The 19,365-nt window shown below is 43.5% G+C and carries 15 protein-coding genes; 3 read left to right on the top strand and 12 right to left on the bottom strand.

Annotated elements, in window-relative coordinates; all coding sequences use genetic code 11:
- Window positions 1-86: 86 nt before the first annotated feature.
- Window positions 87-1,094 carry an EF-P beta-lysylation protein EpmB gene (gene epmB / locus IQ457_RS02200; protein WP_200661885.1) on the bottom strand — a complete coding sequence of 336 codons (1,008 nt, stop codon included), beginning with the start codon at window positions 1,092-1,094 and terminating at the stop codon, window positions 87-89.
- Window positions 1,095-1,267: 173 nt separating this feature from the next.
- On the opposite strand from epmB, the gene efp reads away from it, so the two are divergent.
- Window positions 1,268-1,840: an elongation factor P gene (gene efp / locus IQ457_RS02195; RefSeq protein WP_102077618.1), complete on the top strand. Its 573-nt coding sequence runs from the start codon at window positions 1,268-1,270 to the stop codon at window positions 1,838-1,840.
- Between the two features lie 94 nt (window positions 1,841-1,934).
- On the opposite strand, the gene IQ457_RS02190 is transcribed toward efp, so the two are convergent.
- The 10 genes from IQ457_RS02190 to IQ457_RS02145 form a co-directional block, all read right to left on the bottom strand.
- On the bottom strand, window positions 1,935-3,749 hold the full coding sequence (locus tag IQ457_RS02190; RefSeq protein WP_207161663.1) for a GAF domain-containing hybrid sensor histidine kinase/response regulator: 1,815 nt from the start codon (window positions 3,747-3,749) through the stop codon (window positions 1,935-1,937).
- A gap of 21 nt (window positions 3,750-3,770) precedes the next feature.
- Window positions 3,771-4,577, bottom strand: a complete 807-nt coding sequence (locus tag IQ457_RS02185; RefSeq protein WP_446737524.1) for a tRNA threonylcarbamoyladenosine dehydratase — start codon at window positions 4,575-4,577, stop codon at window positions 3,771-3,773.
- A gap of 166 nt (window positions 4,578-4,743) precedes the next feature.
- Window positions 4,744-5,745 carry a TatD family hydrolase gene (locus IQ457_RS02180; RefSeq protein ID WP_207161662.1) on the bottom strand — a complete coding sequence of 334 codons (1,002 nt, stop codon included), beginning with the start codon at window positions 5,743-5,745 and terminating at the stop codon, window positions 4,744-4,746.
- Between the two features lie 51 nt (window positions 5,746-5,796).
- A complete protein-coding gene (locus tag IQ457_RS02175) occupies window positions 5,797-5,976 on the bottom strand; it encodes a hypothetical protein (RefSeq protein ID WP_200661883.1) in 180 nt (59 codons plus the stop codon).
- A 322-nt stretch (window positions 5,977-6,298) separates the two neighbouring features.
- Window positions 6,299-8,563, bottom strand: coding sequence for a type II secretion system secretin GspD (gene gspD, locus IQ457_RS02170; RefSeq protein WP_200661882.1), 2,265 nt, complete (start codon window positions 8,561-8,563; stop codon window positions 6,299-6,301).
- Between the two features lie 111 nt (window positions 8,564-8,674).
- A complete protein-coding gene (locus tag IQ457_RS02165; RefSeq protein ID WP_242465321.1) occupies window positions 8,675-9,595 on the bottom strand; it encodes a type II secretion system protein N in 921 nt (306 codons plus the stop codon).
- Window positions 9,596-10,420, bottom strand: a complete 825-nt coding sequence (gene gspN, locus IQ457_RS02160) for a type II secretion system protein N (protein WP_200661881.1) — start codon at window positions 10,418-10,420, stop codon at window positions 9,596-9,598.
- A gap of 208 nt (window positions 10,421-10,628) precedes the next feature.
- Entirely contained in the window at window positions 10,629-10,952 is a 324-nt protein-coding gene (locus IQ457_RS02155) for an H-NS histone family protein (RefSeq protein ID WP_191690408.1), read from the bottom strand.
- A gap of 270 nt (window positions 10,953-11,222) precedes the next feature.
- Entirely contained in the window at window positions 11,223-11,879 is a 657-nt protein-coding gene (ssb, locus tag IQ457_RS02150; RefSeq protein ID WP_200661880.1) for a single-stranded DNA-binding protein, read from the bottom strand.
- 108 nt (window positions 11,880-11,987) lie between these two features.
- Window positions 11,988-13,352: an MFS transporter gene (locus IQ457_RS02145; RefSeq protein WP_200661879.1), complete on the bottom strand. Its 1,365-nt coding sequence runs from the start codon at window positions 13,350-13,352 to the stop codon at window positions 11,988-11,990.
- A gap of 816 nt (window positions 13,353-14,168) precedes the next feature.
- On the opposite strand from IQ457_RS02145, the gene uvrA reads away from it, so the two are divergent.
- Window positions 14,169-17,075 carry an excinuclease ABC subunit UvrA gene (uvrA, locus tag IQ457_RS02140; protein ID WP_200661878.1) on the top strand — a complete coding sequence of 969 codons (2,907 nt, stop codon included), beginning with the start codon at window positions 14,169-14,171 and terminating at the stop codon, window positions 17,073-17,075.
- 124 nt (window positions 17,076-17,199) lie between these two features.
- The gene (locus tag IQ457_RS02135; protein WP_200661877.1) at window positions 17,200-18,972 is read left to right on the top strand and encodes a P-loop NTPase fold protein; all 1,773 of its coding nucleotides are present in this window, start codon (window positions 17,200-17,202) and stop codon (window positions 18,970-18,972) included.
- A gap of 63 nt (window positions 18,973-19,035) precedes the next feature.
- Here the strand turns inward: IQ457_RS02135 and IQ457_RS02130 are convergent, their stop codons facing one another.
- Window positions 19,036-19,317, bottom strand: a complete 282-nt coding sequence (locus IQ457_RS02130) for a DUF503 domain-containing protein (protein ID WP_200661876.1) — start codon at window positions 19,315-19,317, stop codon at window positions 19,036-19,038.
- Window positions 19,318-19,365 lie beyond the last annotated feature (48 nt).

Here is a 19,365-nt window from a genome sequence, read left to right as displayed (position 1 = left end):
TGCTTATTTCAAGTTGAGAGTGGGGTATTAATAATAATTTAATCGTTATTTGTCTACTAAAATTCTGATGTACCATATTGCCTATTTTAAGTTTCATTGTAAATATCAATCGGTACTTTAAAGGGTTTATTCGGTAGTTCGCGCACCAATTTTGGCACTAAATAACCAGGTAATGCTGCCAGTAACGACCAATAAAGCGCAATAACAGCTTGCTCGTCACTATCAAAATGGGCAGCACCAGCTACCTTATCCAATACGTATAGATAATAAGGCAGGACGCCAGCAGCAAACAAGCGCTGACTCAATGCCGTTTGCACCGTCACGCTATCATTAATACCCTTTAACAGTACCGCTTGGTTTAATAAAGTGACGCCCGCTGCGCGCGTACGCTGCAAATACTCAGCGGTCAGCGCATCAATCTCATTGGCATGATTACAATGAATCACCATCACTATTTGGCAGCGACTTTGCGACAGTCTTTCTAATAGCGCCTCATCTAAACGCGCTGGAATGACCAATGGCAAACGGGTATGCAGCCTGATGGTGGTCAGTTGCGGAATCGCCTCTAAGGTATCGAGCCAAGCAAATAAGCGTCTGTTGGTAACATTTAACGGGTCACCGCCGCTTAAAATCACCTCGTTAATCTCAGAATGGGCGCTAATATAATTGATAATATGCTCTTTGGCATCGGCGGTTGGCATATTGGCGCTATAGTCAAAATGCTGACGAAAACAGTAACGACAATGGATGGCGCAAGCACCCGTAATGGTTAATAAGACTCTTGATTGGTATTTATGCAGTAAACCTTTCACCGGATTGTGCGTATTCTCGCTTAAAGGGTCTGCCACATAACCGGTCACAGCGATTTGTTCTTGTTTATTGGGCAATACTTGTTTAAGCAGAGGGTCATCAACGTCACCGACCGTCATTTTTGCCACAAAACCGCGCGGTACACGCAGCACAAAATGCTCAGGTATATAAACCTCTGAGCGCAATGATTCAAGCTTTAATAGCTCAAGCAACTCATCAATAGAGGTTATCGCTTCGGATAATTGCGTTTGCCAGTTTTTTTGTGTGATTAAATGGTTTATCATGACAACCTTATACCTGTGCCCAAAAGCCGCTATTATACGCTCTTAGTACGTCTGCTATCAAAGCATACGAATTATTCATAAACCTCGAGCGTCATAGACAGCTTTAGCACAGCAAGGCGCAAACCCCACATCCAATTATTGATGACAATACTTACAACCCTTAGGAGTCTTCCGTGGCAAGTTTTTCTACTAACGAATTTAAAGCTGGTCTCAAAGTCATGCTCGATGGCAACCCGTATGCCATTCTTGAGAATGAGTTTGTCAAACCGGGTAAGGGGCAAGCCTTTAACCGTGTCAAAATGCGCAACTTACGCAGTGGTCGCGTGCTCGAGCAAACGTTTAAATCGGGCGACAGCTTGGAAGCGGCGGATGTCATCGATACCGAAATGAACTATCTGTATAACGATGGTGAATTTTGGCACTTTATGCACCCCGAAAGTTTTGAGCAATTACAAGCCGACAAAACCGCGGTTGGTGATGCGCTAAAATGGCTAAAAGAAAACAGTAACGCCCTTTGCACCATCACTCTATTCAATGGTGTGCCGTTATCTATAACGCCGCCTAACTTTGTTGAACTGCAAATTACTGAAACCGATCCTGGTGTGCGCGGAGATACGTCAGGTGGTGGCGGCAAACCTGCAACTCTAGAGACAGGTGCTGTGGTACGTGTGCCGTTATTTGTCCAGCAAGGTGAAGTGGTTCGTGTTGACACCCGTACCGGTGATTATCAAACGCGCGTTAACTAAGCGTTTTCATTCGGTTTAAAAAAAGCTTAACCGCTATTAGTGGTTAAGCTTTTTTAATGTCAAATGCTTTTTAGATGAGAAAACTATTCTTCCATCATTCTTCCATCGATTGCTTATACATCAGCCAGTATTGCACCAAGGCATTAAGCTGTTCTTGTTTAAAGGGTTTGGTGCAATAATCCTGCATACCGACATCAAGATATTTTTTACGCTCGCCATCCATCGCATTGGCAGTTAAGGCGATGATAGGCGGCAATGCTGGCGGGTCATAAAGCTCATGCAGCTTAATCGTCGCTTGTACACCATCCATAATCGGCATGTGATGATCCATCAAAATGACATCATACTGCTCAGGATTTAACGCAAAAACTTCTATGGCTTGTTGTCCATCCGTGACGTGAGTGACCGTATGACCGCTATTGTTCAGTGCTTTTTTAGCAATCATGGCATTGACGCTATCATCTTCAACCAGCAATATATGACCAATAAGCTCATGACTTAGTTCTGTCATACCAAAGTCGTTTGAGTCTTGCCAGTTCTCGTAGTGCGCTTCATCGATAGGAGGTAGCGGCAATAATACGGTAAAGGTCGTACCAATACCAACGGCACTATCTACTTCGATATAGCCGCCCATCAGCTCTACCAAAGATTTACAAACTGACAGACCTAGACCTGTTCCACCATAAAGGCGATGAGTCGATTTATTGGCTTGATCATAAGCATCAAATATCGCCTCTAGCGATTCTGGCTTGATACCGACACCAGTATCTGTAACCTTAATACAGAGCGTCATGTCTTGATGTTTAACTGAACCTCTATCATCAGTATTATAATGAGAAGCTTGCTCTACTTGTAGCTCATGACTGCATATAGACTTATGATTACCGTATTTATCCTCACAAGGGTTGTTTTCCATGTGTTTAACGTCAATGGTTACCCGTCCGCCTTCACGGGTAAATTTAATGGCATTATTGACCAAATTTACCATGATTTGCTTGATGCGTACCGGATCACCCTTGATATAAGGCGATAATGCCTCGGTATAATGATAGTCTAAAGTCAAACCGCGCTGACGAGCTTTGACCGCAAATAAACTCACTACTTCGTTGCAAAGGCTCGAGATGTTCATCGGTATAGAATCGATGGTCATTTTGCCCGACTCAACTTTTGATAAATCTAAAATACCGTTAATAATAGCCAGTAAATGCTCGTTCGAGACTTTAATATTATCGACGTACTCTTGTTGTTCAGCACTGAGCTTAGTCTCAGCGAGCATCTCAACCATACCAATGATGCCATTCATCGGCGTACGTATTTCGTGGCTCATGTTGGCCAAAAACTCTGATTTCATCTCATTGGCATGCTTGGCATGGCGCTGCTGGTCTTGGAGCTGCAAGGCATCGGCAGCCATCGCAGCAAACTGCGCCAATATTTCTGCGTCCTTATCGGTAAAATCATGGTGAGGCTGCCTATCCATCAAACATAAAGAACCCAAACGATAGGTCTTACCATCTTCGTGCATAATAATCGGCGCGCCAGCATAAAAACGCAAATATGGCGCTTCTGTCACCAACGGGTTTTGACTAAAACGACTGTCTTCTGTCAAATCTGGCAGTACCAAAACCTCATCCGACAGGACAGTATAATTACAAATAGCCACTTTGCGCGACGTTGTACAAATGCCATCGAGCCCAAGCAGCGATTTTAAATACTGGGTTTCCTCATCCATAAAGGTAATGGCTACGACTGGCATATTAAAAAACAATTTCGCAAGCTCGGTTAAACGCGCAAAAGCTGGTTCCTCATTATTGTTGAGTACCTGATATTTTCTGAGCTTACTAATACGCTCAGCGTCTTCCGCAGCGACAGGATAACGATAACCGATTTCTGACGAGTTAGATGTAGACAAAATGGACTCCGTTAATTCAGGTCAGACGCTTGACTTAACCGCCGCCTGTTTGAGCAGTAATTGTAATGCTTCGCTAACCATCAGCATCGCGACCACTGAGGTGACGACGACCGCCGAACCATAGCCACCGCAGTGTAAACCGCCTGTTTGACAGCTTTTATCGACGCGCGGCGGCTCTGTCGAATAGACACATTTAATGCCAAATTTTTCTTTTAGAGCACTATTGATGCCTTTTTCGTGGCGCAGTTTATTACGTAGCTTTGCCAACAGCGGATCTTGATAACTGTCCCGTAAGTCGCTTATACGAATCTGGCTTGGGTCTATCTTGCCACCTGCTCCGCCTGCACACACCAATTTTAGTTTGTTAAAACGGCAATGCAGGGCAATAGCAAGCTTGGCATTCATATCATCGACACAGTCTAAAATAACAATCGGATTTTTTTGCATAGCCATTTTTGCTTGCTCGCGCGTGGGCAATAATGCTGCGACATTTTCAGGTGTTAAAAAATCATCTATCAGATTTATTTTAACTTTCGGATTAATCTCACGGATACGTGTTGCCATTGCCGCGATTTTACTTTGCCCAAAAGTACTGTCTAACGCTGGCAGCTGACGATTGACATTTGACGCCACCAATATATCCAAGTCAATCAACGTAATCGTACCAACGGCGGTGCGCGCCAGCGCCTCTACCGCCCAAGAACCCACTCCGCCAACGCCAATAACGTAAACATGCGCTGCGGCAAAAGTATCGACAGCAGAGGCACCGTAAAGGGTTTGCGTGCCTTTAAAACGGCGTTCATACTGCGCTGACGATTCATCAATCACATCGACGCTATTAGCAGCAAGTTGTTGCTCGCTGCGCGCAGTGACCTCTTTATTAACTAAAGTATCTGTTTGATTTATAGTTTGCTGCAATTGTGTCTCTTCGGTCATAACAAATTAAAGCTCGATTAAAAGGTTGTTTATTATTAATAAGTATTTTGGACTACTTTTAAGCTGGATAATGCCAATTGGTACGTAAAGCACTGCAACTGTTGTGCCACAATTGCTCGGCAAGCCTCTCGGTTGGCACAGCAAGTAATTCACTTAAACTGCCTAGTACGTAAGGTAAGTTGGCTGGGACATTTCTATTATGAGCGGGCGCATCGCCCCATTCATCATCTGGGCTTTGTCCAAGTGCTGACTGACTACCGATTGAGTCTTGGCACATTATCGGCGTCATATCTGGGCAATCTGTCTCGATGACCAAACACCCAATACCATAAGTATCGACCGCTGCTTGAATCGCACGGCGTAGCTTTTTGGCATTGGGATTGGTCACCTGACCGGTCACCCCAAGCTTAAAGCCTAACTTTACAAAGGCTTTTGCCTCTTGTTCACCGCCACTAAAACTATGAGCAACGCCGCCAAGATCATGGGCATCATAGTCATGCGCCTTTAACAACGCCAATGCTTCAGCATGCGCTTTACGGATATGTAGCATCACAGGTAACTGCTGGCTCACCGCCATATCCAATTGGGCTTTAAAAAAACGCGCTTGCTTGGCGACCATATCAGGCTGTTTCATCTCATCCGTAAAAGTATCCAAACCAATTTCACCGATGGCCAAAGGACGCTCTTTATTCAGCATCCTTGCCATACTCTCTAAGTGAGCATCGGTATGCTGGTCAATATAAAAAGGATGCAAACCTAGAGCAATATGAGTATGTAGCAGCGTCTTTTTTTGTTCAGATGCCTGCTCCGAAATAGAGAGTTCTGAAATAGCGCGCGACTTTTTATCCATAAGTTTTTTGGTTTCATATAAACGGTCAAAATGCTGGTGCAAGTACCCTACCAATACCAAATGGCGCACGCCTCGCTGATACGCTTTTTGTATTTGCTCGTCTCTGTCGACATCAAACACAGGAGCGTCAAAATGGGTATGGGTATCAATGAGAGGGAAAATAGTAGGCAATTTCTCATTAGCGTTAAATGAGGCATCAATCGCAGTCATCAATAGACTCCAAATTTAATAATTTTCATTATTTTTCTTAAATATAGACGTTTAATTCAAATTAGATAATTTGTTAGCTGCTTTTTCATCAGGCCCTTTATCATCGTTATTATTATTTGATAATTTACTATCGGCCTTTTTACTACTACGCCGCGGAATCAGTAATAGAGCCATGGCGACTACACTTAAGGCTAACCATTTCTTTTTCTTCTCATTATCAAGATTGCTCATTAGTGCCGCCTATAGGTTCTAGCTACTTTTAAGATTCTAGCTATTTTTACTATTAGCTTAAAAATTACTAACTTAAACCAGTCTACTTAAATGACAGTTATTTAAATAATTATCTTAAAAAATTGCTTATAAAAGCAATATGTTATTAGAGACACTATAATTATACGCCGCTTGAAAACGCCCTATGTTTATCTGTGTTATGAATACGCAAGCTAATGTACGGCAGCGCTATCATGCCGTACATTTACTGATGAGATGGGCTTTACTTTAATCAAGAAGTTAGTGCCTACGTTATCCGTTCGCAAACGCTCTATATTAGAATTTAGCGTTTTAAAGGATAAGTCGTAATGCCACTAGTACTAGGTGTATCTACTTTAGTAAACCCTTGCGAAGTTGGCTTTGGCGTTTGGTCACGCTTAGGTACCAGTGGATTGAGTGGCATCAATTCATAGTCTGCGCTGACGTTGCCATTCCAACCTTCTGTACCACTAAGTGGCAGCTGTTTAATAGTGCCGTTTTTATCGATGACCAGTTGCAGGACGCGCATCTGATTGTATTTGCGCTCGGTCACACTAGCGACAGCGCCGCCATCACGTAAGATGGTCGGCTGTAAAAATATGATTAGGTTACTTTTTTGCGTGCTGTCATTATCAGAGCGGAACAGCCGTCCGATGACGGGGACACTGCCCAAACCGGGAACTTTTTGTTGGCGAGTGGTGGTGTTATCGCGCATTAAACCGCCCAAAGCAATGGTCTGCTGATCATCGGCTAGGATGGTGGTGTTAATCAAGCTTTTATTGGTAATAAGACCGCTGGCATTGGCGGCGCTGCCGGGCACTACGGATGAGACCTCTTGCGAGACCTCTAGACGTACGGTGCCATTATCACCGATATGAGGAATGACATTTAGATTGATACCGATATCTTGGCGGTCAATGGTCTGGAATGGATTGGTCGAAGAATCACTGCCTGTGGTATAAGAGCCGGTGACAAAAGGCACGTTTTGACCGACTAAAATACTGGCCTTTTCATTATCCAAGGTTAAAATTGATGGCATCGACAGCAGATTGGCGCTGGTCGAAGAATCAAGCGCTTGTAAGATTGCACCATAAAACTGAGTGTTACCTTGGCTGTCTTTTTTACTATCGCCGATACCAATTAACGCCCCAGCAATAGAGCCTGCTGCTGCACTAATATTTGCGCCACCTGATAACGCGGCGGCGGCAAGCGAGACGGCACTCGCGCCAACATTATTAAAGTTCACCACGCCATAGCCACTATTGGCATTACCCAGCGCCCACTGCACGCCAAGTTGGGTAGCGTCATCGCCTGAAACCTCAACAATCGCCGCTTGAATCAAAACCTGGGCACGGCGGCTATCGAGCTGAGCGACGGCATCTTCAATCTCAAACATCAGCTCGGGCGCGGCATTGACGATAACAGCATTTTGCGTTTCATCCGCGATAATGCTAAAAGGTCGCCCGCCGATACCATTACCTATGCCACCTGAACTTGCCGTAGATAACGCTGCTCCCGTAGCGCCAGTATTGGTATTTGCAGCACTGTTGGTAAGCGCATTAGTATTATTGTTAAGGGCCGAGTCTGTACTATTGGCGCCGTTTAGCGAAGCTGACTCTAAGGTTGAAGCCGCACCAGCGCTATTAATAGACTGACTGGCAAGCAAGCCGCGCAGCATCTCTGCAATGTGACCGGCACTGGCATATTTTAAGCGAAAGACGCGCAGACCACTTAAACGTCTCGAAGGCGTAGTGTCTAATTGATTGACCATTTCTTGAACTTTGGCAATCATCTCCGGACTGCCTTTGACGAGCAGCCTATCACTAGAAGTATCGGCAATGACTTTTAGCTGATTACTGCCACCTTGTGCTTGCCCGCTACCTGCGCTTGCCACCAAGGCACTAATCAACTCCATCATACGCTCAGCGTCGACATGACGCAGCGGTATGACTTGCAAACTGTCATTGACGTTGTTGTCTAAATCGCGGATAAGTGACGTGAGCTGATTAAGACTATCAGCACGGTCAGACAATACTAGCGCATTAACGCCCGGTACTGCTGCTGCGTGCGCCGACTGCGGCATCAGCGGTCGAATGACGCCAAGCACTTCTGCCGCTTGGGTATTGGTCAAATAAATCACCCGTGTCGCTAAGGCTTCACCGACACTGTCCCCGCGTAAGTCCACCGCCACGCCAGATTGTTTGGCAACGTTATCTGGTACCAGCTTAATGGTCGTACCCGAATCGATAGCGGCAATACCATTGACCTGCATGACACTTAAAAACAGCTGAAAAATCTCGTCACGTGACAGCGCTTTATTGGAGATGACCGTGACGTTACCGTTGATACGCGGATCAAGGACAAAGTTTTGATTGGTAATGGTCGCCACTTCATTAATAAATGCTTTAATATCGGCATCTTGCAGATTAACCTTCCAGCTTTCTGCATTGACCAGCCCTGTACTCGCTGCCCATAGCGGAACGGCTAAACATAGCGGCCGACACAAACGCATCAAACGCTGCAAGATATGGTACAAAGGCGTGACCGAAAAATTTTGAGAACTGACCATATTGATAATTACCTACAGTGATGACGCGGATATACTGATTTTCGTACTTACTGAACAAATCTTTTGCTGAATATAATATGAACCACATGTATTAACTGATGAAATTTTTTACTAAAACTGCTGGCGAATTGTAATAACTTGATCGCCGCGCTGTACTTCTATTTGCGCTTCGCCAGTTTGTTTTACTTGCTGCAGTATACTGGCATCTTGGCCGGGATTACTGCCAACGCTTTGACCATTAACAGTCAGTACCTTATCACCCGGCTCTAGCCCTAAACGGTTACGCAGTTTGGCTGGCATGGCGGCGGTGACCTGATAACTTTCATCGGACGCCATTACTCCCATCCGACTTAAATAACTGGCTGGGTTTGACTGTAATTCGGTGACGGCTTCATCAATTGGCGACTGTGGCTCGCTATCATTACTTGCGTCACCATTTGGCTGCATCTCAGGATTGCCTTGCTCGGGCATCGGTGCATTAGACAGGTTTGGCAACATACTATTATCTGGCAAACGCTGATTACTTACCGCACCCGCCAGCATGGCACTTTGATCAAGCGGCATGGCTTCTGGCATTCTGATGACGACTTCTTTATCGTAAGCATCGGCGATAATGACTTCATTCCAATCGACGGCGACCAGCGTATAGTCACTGTCTTTTAAAGTGTCACCGATACGGTAGTTTTTTACTTCGCCATTGACGTCCAGCATCGCCGAAGACAGACTCTCTGGTATGGCAATAAGCACACCTTTTAACGAAACATTGGGCGGCGGCTGTACTGGCGCAGCGATAGGGTCTGGGTCAGAAAAAATGGCAAATAAACCACTATGATCTGTACTACTGTTCGCCGTACTCTGCAGAGGAGCAAGTGGTAAGGCAGGCGCTAATGGCGCAGCCAGCAGCAACCAAAGCAAACGCGCCGCGCTCCAGCATAGCCAAACAATCGCTAATAGCAATAGTGCTGCTGAAAAGCGATTTAGGGTATTAATAATAGGTTTTAAACGGCTAGATACATCAGCAACATTCATCATCTAGCGCGCCTCTAAGCCGTTAAGCAGTGGCTGGCGCACACTGACCACAGGCGTATCTTGTGGGGCTTGACCTTTATATTCTGGCATATTTTCTAGTAGACGCTGGGTTAAGCTCACATCTAGCATATTATCGCCATCGATATACAAATCGCCCAGGCGCTTATCTTGATTGTTGATAAAATTAACATGCAGTAGATTTTTATTATTTTTTTGCTCGGCACTAAGCTCGGCTCGTAGCGCGGGCATGGTGATATAAAAGACCTTACCGCCACTAGGATAGCCAACTTCACCGCCAACCCATGTTAGCTGACCGCTTGCTTCCCTAAAACCAGCGGCGTTTTTACCTGAACTGCTTGACTCAGAATTTTTAGCAGATTGACGTTTTAATGAAACGTTATTGACCTGAATTGGGGTGTTAGGCAGCTGCCAATCGACCACATTTGATAAAGTTTCAGGGGCAATTTTACCGCTCATGTTTTGAATTTGCCATGAGCTGGTGCCTACTTTCACCTGACCATTTAAGCGGGTCTGCTCTGAGCTGATATCGACTTCTGCGCCTAATTTGCCTAATAGTAGATGCCACGGCTGCCACGACCACTCAGCAGCACCGGTAAGCGGTGTTGCTGACACGGGAAATTGCCAAATCGCTGAGCCTTGCCATAAGTTGCCAGACACATGTTGTACATACGGCGTATCAGGGGCATATTTTTCAAGTAGCCAGGCTGCTGGCATTTGCAACACGGCAAATAGCGCGAAGAATATAAAGCCAAGTAGCCACCAGAGCTTGCGGGGACGCTTGTGAGACGACGTGGAAACGTGAGGCACGGTAAGCTAACTCTTATAGAAGACAAAAACGTCATTATCATAGCAAACAATGGCATACAGATGACAGAAAAAAAGCCAGTATCTTTGCACCAAAATAGTGGCGATAAAGAGACTGACTTTTATCTAGCAGCTTATTTATAAAACCATCACGCTTAATGACACGTTAAAGTAAAATAGAATAAGATCTAAACCAAGAGCTTTTAAATGATTAAATCGCGAAATCCTCAAGCTTGCGACCTGTCGCTAGTGCATCTACCAACCAAGTTGGTTTGCGTCCGCGCCCAGTCCAAGTTTCTTCATTATTATCGGTATTGCGATATTTAATGCTGCGTTTTTTCTCAAGCTTCTCGCCCGCTTGCAGAATCTCTTCGATGCTGGCATCGCTTTCTTCAGCGATTTTTTCAAACTGCATATAGGCGTCATATAAACGCTGATGCTGTTTTTCTTCAATCAATTGCTGCGCATTTTCAGTAATCGCGCGTAGCTCATCAACGTTTAAACTATTTAAATCTATGACGTTATTTTTGTTCATCGTAAACTCCACTTTTATATTAAGGTTATAACCGAGTTGGATTTTTACTAAAAACTTATGCGTAATAAAAATCGTAAGTAGCAGTAATATAAACAAGAATATAAACCGCCACAAGTATTGATTGATATTTAATAATAAATACCAGTAAGCAAATAACTATTTCCAAAAAAATAAATTTTTATGTTAAATACAATTTATCATATAAAAAAAGAGCCTCTAAATGTAGGCTCTTTTCTCTGATTTAATCAACATTATGGTCTAAGGTGTATCCTAGAATGGAATATCATCATCTACCGGACCGTCAGGCATTGCCGTCGGCTTTGACTGTGCAGGCGATTGAGCAGGTTTATTAAATTGGTTCTGCTGTGCAGGCGCATTTTGATTATTAAAGCTATTTTGGTTGCTACCCTGAGCGCCGCCTTGGTTATAACCGCCTTGTTGGTTATTTCCCTGTTGGCCAAAGTTATTTTGGCCACCTTGGTTTTGGTTCTGACCAGCAAAACCGCCGCCCTGATTGCCATAGCCGCCTTGGTTCTGATATTGGTTCGAGCCTTGAGCGCCACCAAAGCTGCCGCCATCATTACTACCGCCGCTCGCACCATCGAGCATTTGCATTTGCTCAGCACGAATCTCGGTAATATAACGGTCTTGGCCGTTAGGATCTTGGTATTTACGCGTACGCAAGCTACCTTCGATATAAACCTTACTGCCTTTACGCAAATATTGTGCTGCGATTTCGCCTAGACGGTTAAACAATGAAATGCGATGCCATTCCGTCGCTTCTCTTTTTTCACCGCTTTGCTTGTCAGTCCACTGCTCTGAGGTGGCAACCGAAATGTTGGTCACGCTACCACCATTACTGAATTGGCGAGCCTCGGGGTCTGCTCCAAGGTTACCAATGATGATAACTTTATTAACTCCGCGCATAATATCGTCCTTTTACTTATAAATAATTTGTTTGCCAGCTTTAATCGAGTATTTAATATAGAGTATGAATACTAGCAGTAATATGACTTCACTTTAACCATTTTTCTGTTAAATATCTAGGGGGCTTTGGGCTAAATGCGACAGCTCTTGTCGTGCAGAATCTGTCAATTGCGTTTTATCCAATTTTAAATAAGCGACCTGCTCTTTTGCCATCACGACCAGCTCATCAACGCCCTCTACCGCCAGCATTTGCCGTGACCAGTCTTGGATATTAATATCTTTGGGAATGGTCACCGTGGTGCTTGATAAATACGGTGGATCAGTAATCGGAATAATCAGCAGCAATGCCGCGCCCATAATAACGGCCAATATACCCCATGCCAACAGATTTGACTGGGTTAATAATAAACCGCCCATCGCCCCGCCAACAAAAGCACCAAAGAACTGACTTGATGAGTTTAGCCCCATCGCCGTTGCTTTATTGGCAACGGGCGCACGCTTCGATATCCATGAGGGAATGGTCGCTTCGAGTAAATTAAAGCCCATAAAGTACAGCAACAAGCCTAGAATAATACCAACCCCGACCTGACTACCAAGTGCTAATAATGCCAGAGCCGCGGTCATTAACGCAATCGCTGCCAAAAATACTTGGCGCATTTTGCGCTTCTTTTCAGCAATAATAATAAAAGGAATCGCCACCGCAAAGCCGATAAATAATAACGGCAAATAAACCAAACCTTGCTGACGTACTGATAAACCAAGTACTTCACTAAGTTGATGCGGTAAGATAACGAAGATAGCCGTCATGGTTAAATGCAGGGCAAAAATACCGATATGCAAACGGTTTAAATCGCCAATTTTTAGCACATCAGCCAACTGCTGACCAATCGACTTGTTATCGAGATTGTGCTTAAGCACGCGTAGCGGCGTCGGTACGAACAATAATAGCAACATCGCTAAAACAGCGAAACCAGCGGTGAGCCAAAACAGCCCTGAGATACCAAGCGAGCCGACCAATAAAGGCCCAAAGGCAAAGGCCAGCATAATAGAGGTAGCAATGGTCAAACCCATGGTCGCCATCGCTTTGGTGCGCATCTCTTCACGCGTCACATCAGCAAGTAGTGCCATCAATACCGCCGATACCGCGCCACTGCCTGCCAGCGCTCGCCCAATAATGACTTCGTAGATATCAGTGGCATTGGCAGCGATGATACCGCCAATAGCAAATAATATAAGCCCCAAAAAGATAATTGGCTTACGCGGAAACTTATCCGCGGCAAGGCTCATCGGTATCTGAAAAATCGCTTGCCCGAGCCCATAAATACCGACCGCCAAACCAATCAGAAACGGCGTCGCATGCGCATAATTATCACCATACACCGAAAACACGGGCACAATCATAAACAGGCCAATCATCCGTAAGGCGAAGATACCACCAACCCCGAGAATTGCCCGTTTTTCTACGCTATTCATACTTGCCTCACTGGTTCATCATTGCTGGTTTATCACTGCGGCTTGCTGGTATTATCACGCCTTTATCAAGGCGTTAGCCTACAAATTAAGCCCACTAGTATAAGTCATTCGCCGTTTGCTTGCCGAAACTTTTATCTTACTGCTGCAGCCGCACGGTTGGCCTCTACTTGCGCTTTTTATAGAGGCGATAATTTTGTTACCAAGTGCATTTAATGACTCATTACACCTTGAATAATGCCGCTGCCATGACAATAAAGTAAGACGTTGACAAGATACTTGTCTTGACTGTACGGCAGCTTTTAGACTGATTTTAATGATACAGATTTATAGCAAGTATAATGGCTTTTAAAGCAGCCAAGCTTTTAAGAAATACGATATTTAAAATAATAAAATCTAAAGTGGCATGACATAAACAAGTAATACTTAAAAAAGCCGTGCTTACAACTAACAATATTCAAAACCGACATTCTTCGAAAACTATGCTGAAAAACAAAACTGGATTCAATCTATAACAAAGCCCTTATGTTAGTTAACAAACATTTCATTTAGATTGTTTTAATGATTTCAAGGTTAAGACTTAAGTTAGGTTTGAACGTTACGCTTATATAAACCTACATCACTGACGCTTTATGAAAAAATTAGCGTATGAAAATCTATTTTATAACTGTTGTTTTATTAAGAAAATTTCGTGATAACGGCAGATTTTTATAAAGCCATAGCAACTTAACAACCAAATATGCTTTTAACAGCCCATTCATTAACTATATTTGACGCTTAGATTTTATATACCATTAGCAAATAGGAAACCTATCAACGATGGCACATGACCATATTGCAATACGCGGCGCACGTACGCACAACCTAAAAAATATCGATTTAGACATTCCACGCGATAAATTCGTGGTAATCACTGGCTTATCAGGCTCTGGTAAATCGTCACTGGCGTTTGATACGCTTTATGCCGAAGGGCAACGTCGTTATGTTGAGAGCTTGTCGGCGTATGCGCGTCAATTCCTCTCACAGATGGAAAAGCCTGAGGTCGATAGTATCGAGGGCTTGTCGCCAGCGATTGCGATTGAGCAAAAATCGACCAACCATAACCCGCGCTCGACCGTTGGGACGATTACCGAGATTTATGACTATTTGCGTCTGCTTTATGCACGAATCGGAACGCCCTACTGCCCTGAGCATGGTGAGCCAATGGTGGCGCAATCGGTCACCGAGATGGTCGATCAAGTCATGGCGTTGCCTGCTGACACCAAGCTAATGATACTGGCACCGGTGATTCGTGAGCGTAAAGGTGAGCATACGGTTTTGCTTGAGCAATTAATTGGTCAAGGTTTTGTGCGTGTGCGCGTCGACGGTGATGTTTATGATACCGATGAGCTGCCAACGCTCGATAAGAAGAAAAAGCATACGATTGAAGTCGTCGTTGACCGCTTTAAAGTCCGTGATGACTTGGGCAACCGCGTCGCTGAAAGTCTCGAGACTGCCCTACGCTTGGGTCAAGGTCTGGTCACGCTACACTTTATGGATGGCAATCCAAAAGAAGGCGGTGACGAAAACCAAGTCATGTCAGCCAAGCATTCTTGCCCTGTTTGTGATCGTGCAGTCTCGGAGCTTGAGCCGCGGATGTTTAGCTTTAATAATCCGTACGGTGCTTGCCCAAGTTGTGACGGTCTCGGTAAACGTCAGTATTTCTCAAGCGATAAGCTAATTACCCATCATGAAAAATCGCTCAATCAAGGGGCGATTAATGGCTGGGATAAGCGGCACGCCTATTACTTTGGTTTGCTATCGACCGTTTGTCATCATTTTAAAATCGACATGGATACGCCATGGCAAGACCTGCCAAAAGCTCAGCAAGATATCATCATGCATGGCTCGGGTAAAGAGAAACTGACCTTTAATTTTACTGATGAGCGCGGGCGTAAAACCAATAAAACTGTGCCGTTTGAAGGCGTACTGCCGTATTTAGAGCGTCGTTATGCCAAAACCCAAAGCAACTTAGTACGTGACGAGTTGGCGAAATATTTAGCCGACACCACCTGTAACGTCTGTGATGGCGCGCGCCTGAATGAAATCTCACGCAACGTCCGCGTTGACGATCAAACGATTGCTCAAATAGTCAAGCTGTCTATTGGTGATGCTGCTGACTATTATAAAACGCTCAAGATTGGCGGTCATAAAGGTGAAGTCGCCGAAAAAATCTTTAAAGAAATTAATGAGCGATTAAATTTCTTAGTAAGTGTCGGGCTTGATTATCTGACCCTTGCCCGCTCTGCTGAAACGTTATCGGGCGGTGAAGCACAGCGTATTCGTCTTGCCAGCCAGATTGGTGCTGGTCTGATGGGTGTCATGTATGTGCTCGATGAGCCATCGATCGGTTTGCATCAACGCGACAATGATCGTTTATTAAAAACCTTAACGCGCTTACGCGATTTGGGCAATACCGTGCTGGTCGTCGAGCACGATGAAGATGCCATTCGCCAAGCGGATCACGTGATTGATATCGGTGTCGGCGCGGGCGTTCACGGTGGTCATATCATCGCCCAAGGGTCGGTCGATGACATTATGGCAACCAAAGGCTCGCTCACAGGGCAGTATATGTCTGGTGAGAAAAGAATCGAGATTCCAAGTATTCGTCATAAAGCCAAAACCATCGAAGTTGAAGCCAGAGGTAAAGCCAAACCAAAGCAAGTACCGATGTCGATTGAGCTTAAAGGCGCAATAGGCAATAACTTAAAAAATGTGGATTTGAGCTTACCGATTGGCATTATGACTTGTATTACAGGGGTTTCTGGTTCTGGTAAATCGACCTTGATTAACCGCACCTTAATGCCTATCGCTGCTACGCAATTAAATAATGCCTCGACATTGATTGCCGATAAGCATGATAGTATCAGCGGACTTGAGCACTTGGATAAAATGGTTGATATCGACCAAAGCCCGATTGGCCGAACACCACGCTCAAACCCTGCCACCTATACCGGTGTCTTTACGCCAGTGCGTGAGATGTTTGCGCAAACCCAAGAAGCGCGCGCGCGTGGTTATAAAGCCGGCCGCTTTAGCTTTAACGTCAAGGGCGGTCGCTGCGAGATGTGTCAAGGCGATGGCCTTATCAAAGTTGAGATGCATTTCTTACCTGATATGTATGTGCCCTGCGATACCTGTCATGGTAAACGCTATAACCGCGAGACGCTAGAGATTCACTATAAAGGTAAAAACATCGCCGATGTGCTCGATATGACAGTTGAAGATGCGACTGAATTCTTCTCAGCGATTCCAGCGATTCATCGTCGCCTGCAAGCGCTGATGGACGTTGGTCTTAGCTATATTCGTTTGGGCCAATCAGCGCCAACGCTATCAGGCGGTGAAGCGCAACGCGTCAAACTGGCGCGTGAGCTTGCCAAACGTGATACCGGACAGACGCTATATATCTTGGATGAGCCAACCACTGGTCTGCACTTCCATGATATCGATAAACTGCTCAATATCCTGCACACCCTGCGCGATAAAGGCAATACTATCGTCGTCATCGAGCACAATCTCGACGTCATCAAAACGGCGGATTGGGTGATTGACCTTGGCCCTGAAGGTGGCAAAGGCGGCGGCATGATTATCGCCGAAGGCACGCCTGAAGAAGTAGCGGAAGTCAAAGGCTCATATACTGGTGAGTTCTTAAAGCCGATGCTTAAGCAGACGATGAAAGAAGTGAGTTAGTAGAACTTAGGTAATAATTGATGAAAAGGCTACTCTTTAGAGAGTGGCCTTTTTTGTTGGATTGGGTTTTTATTTTAGTGTTAACATGACAACTATTTTAAGAACATCTGTAAGGTAATGAGTAATGGCAAATGTAGCAAACCTTGAAAAACGACTTAAAGACTTAATTAAGGAAGCGGACTCTTTTGCTATTGCGCTGACTGGTGAATGGGGCATTGGTAAAACACACCTGTGGAATGAATTTCGGGATAACAATGAAAAAGTATTTTCTGGTAAGAAGTATGCCTATGTTTCTTTATTTGGCTTGGATTCATTAGCAAACCTCAAATCTGCAATTGCTATAGAAGTGCATAAATCAGTTGGGGCTAATGACAATATATGGAAAAAAGATATTCTCAAACCTACTAAAAAGATTTTGTCATCTCTTACAGGTAGTAGTATTGGCACTACTTCTGATGTACGCATAGGACTAAATCTTGGTAATAATATTATTACTAGCGTGGTTTTTTCACACCTTAAAAATACATTAGTTTGCTTAGATGATATAGAAAGGAAATCAGATAGCTTACCGATGTCAGAAATAATGGGATTGGTGAATTATCTTAAAAATGAGCGTAAGTGCCAAGTTGTCATGATATTACACAACGAGCAATCCGAAGATAAGGACTATTTTGACAAGCATAAGGAGAAAGTTTTTGACGAATTGCTGGTTTTAGATGATTCTTTATCTATTATAAAGAGTATCGTTGATAGCAGTTTATTTATAATATATAAGCAATTTTACGAAACTATTGGAATAAAAAACCTAAGGTTCTATCAACGGGTTGACAAGTCTTTTAAACTTTTTGATAAAGCTTTTTCTTCATTATCACAATTAAGTAAAGAGCAAATATTAAGATTCATTTTAATAGTACGAATGGTATACGATATGCCATCAACGCTAGGTAATGATATTGACTTTAAGTTTTTCGTTGATAGCTTCAACTCTAAAAATATTAAAGATTTTAGAGGCTATAAAATACAAAACGCCTATAAAGAGCAAAATGAAATTCCAGATAATATAGTGAAGTTTAATAAGATTAATGACTATATTCATCCATTTTATAATTATTTTGAAATTTCAGATTGGGGAGAAATTATTGTATCTTGGATTACAGAGTTAGATTTTGATAAAGAAGCTACTAAAAACCTTATAGAAAAAGATAAGCTTACTGAAGAAACTTTAGTAATTGACAGATCAAACTCTGAGATTTTGAGTGAATTTCACAGCTTAGAAATAAAGCCTAACTTTTCAGAACGCCTGTACTATATTGCCTGCGCTAAGATAGGAAGGACACAACTTACTAACTTGAGTTTTTATTGTGATATTCTTGAGGCATGTAATAAAAATGATTTAGCCAGTCAGTTAGAAACATACATAAAACGACATATCAAAAATAGTATCAACTATCATCAGACGCGAATCTCTATTGATGACTTTTATTCCTTTAGCAGAAAGGAAAATGATCGATTTTATAATTTCACCATTAATGAGATAGAAAACCATAAATACATAAATATTAGCTCTAATACTATATCATCGATATTTTTAGATTTTCATAGGCATGGTCGTAGTGTATATAATACTAGTGATAAGAAAATTCTTGAACTAATTGATAAAGGTATTTTAAGAGAAGTAATTTGGACAAACATTGATGAGTTTTTAGGGAATCGTAAATTATTCATTCATTCAATATTACGTCATCCAGTTTTGAATGATATTGAAGGTAAAAGAGAAGACGTCAGATTATGGATATTAGAATTACTTCAAGAAAAAATTAAACACAATCCAAACAGTCAGCCGTCCATAAAAATGTGGTTAGATGACACTAAGAATTTGACAGAAAACTTAGCTTAAGCCTTATGTTCAATGAATTTTCTGAGACAGAATAAGAGAGTTAATGCTAAATAGTTGCGTCGATTAAATAAACTCCCTCTCAACATTCATCACCCTTGCATCTACTATCCGCTCTATCTTTTCCTCGATTTGGCTGCATTGCGACTCCACCTCACGTTTAGAAAGTCCAACGATCACAAACGTCCATTCGCTGGCGTCATGCCGATCACGCTCACCACTCTCACAGACCGCGACACTTGGCGTATTGCCAAAGCGTGCGTGCAAGCCGCCCATCCGTTGGCGTTTTTCTTTGAGTGAGCTACAGCCAGGTAGCGCGAAAGTCAGGGTTAAGATAACGATATGCATGAGTTTTCCTTATTAAAACCAGTCACACTTCATGGTATCATCAAGCAT

It is taken from the genome of Psychrobacter sp. M9-54-1 (assembly GCF_016613355.1).
In the GTDB taxonomy this organism is placed as follows: domain Bacteria; phylum Pseudomonadota; class Gammaproteobacteria; order Pseudomonadales; family Moraxellaceae; genus Psychrobacter; species Psychrobacter faecalis.
The sequence above is the reverse complement of the archived record's forward strand: the minus strand, read 5'-3'. Positions and strand labels throughout refer to the sequence as shown.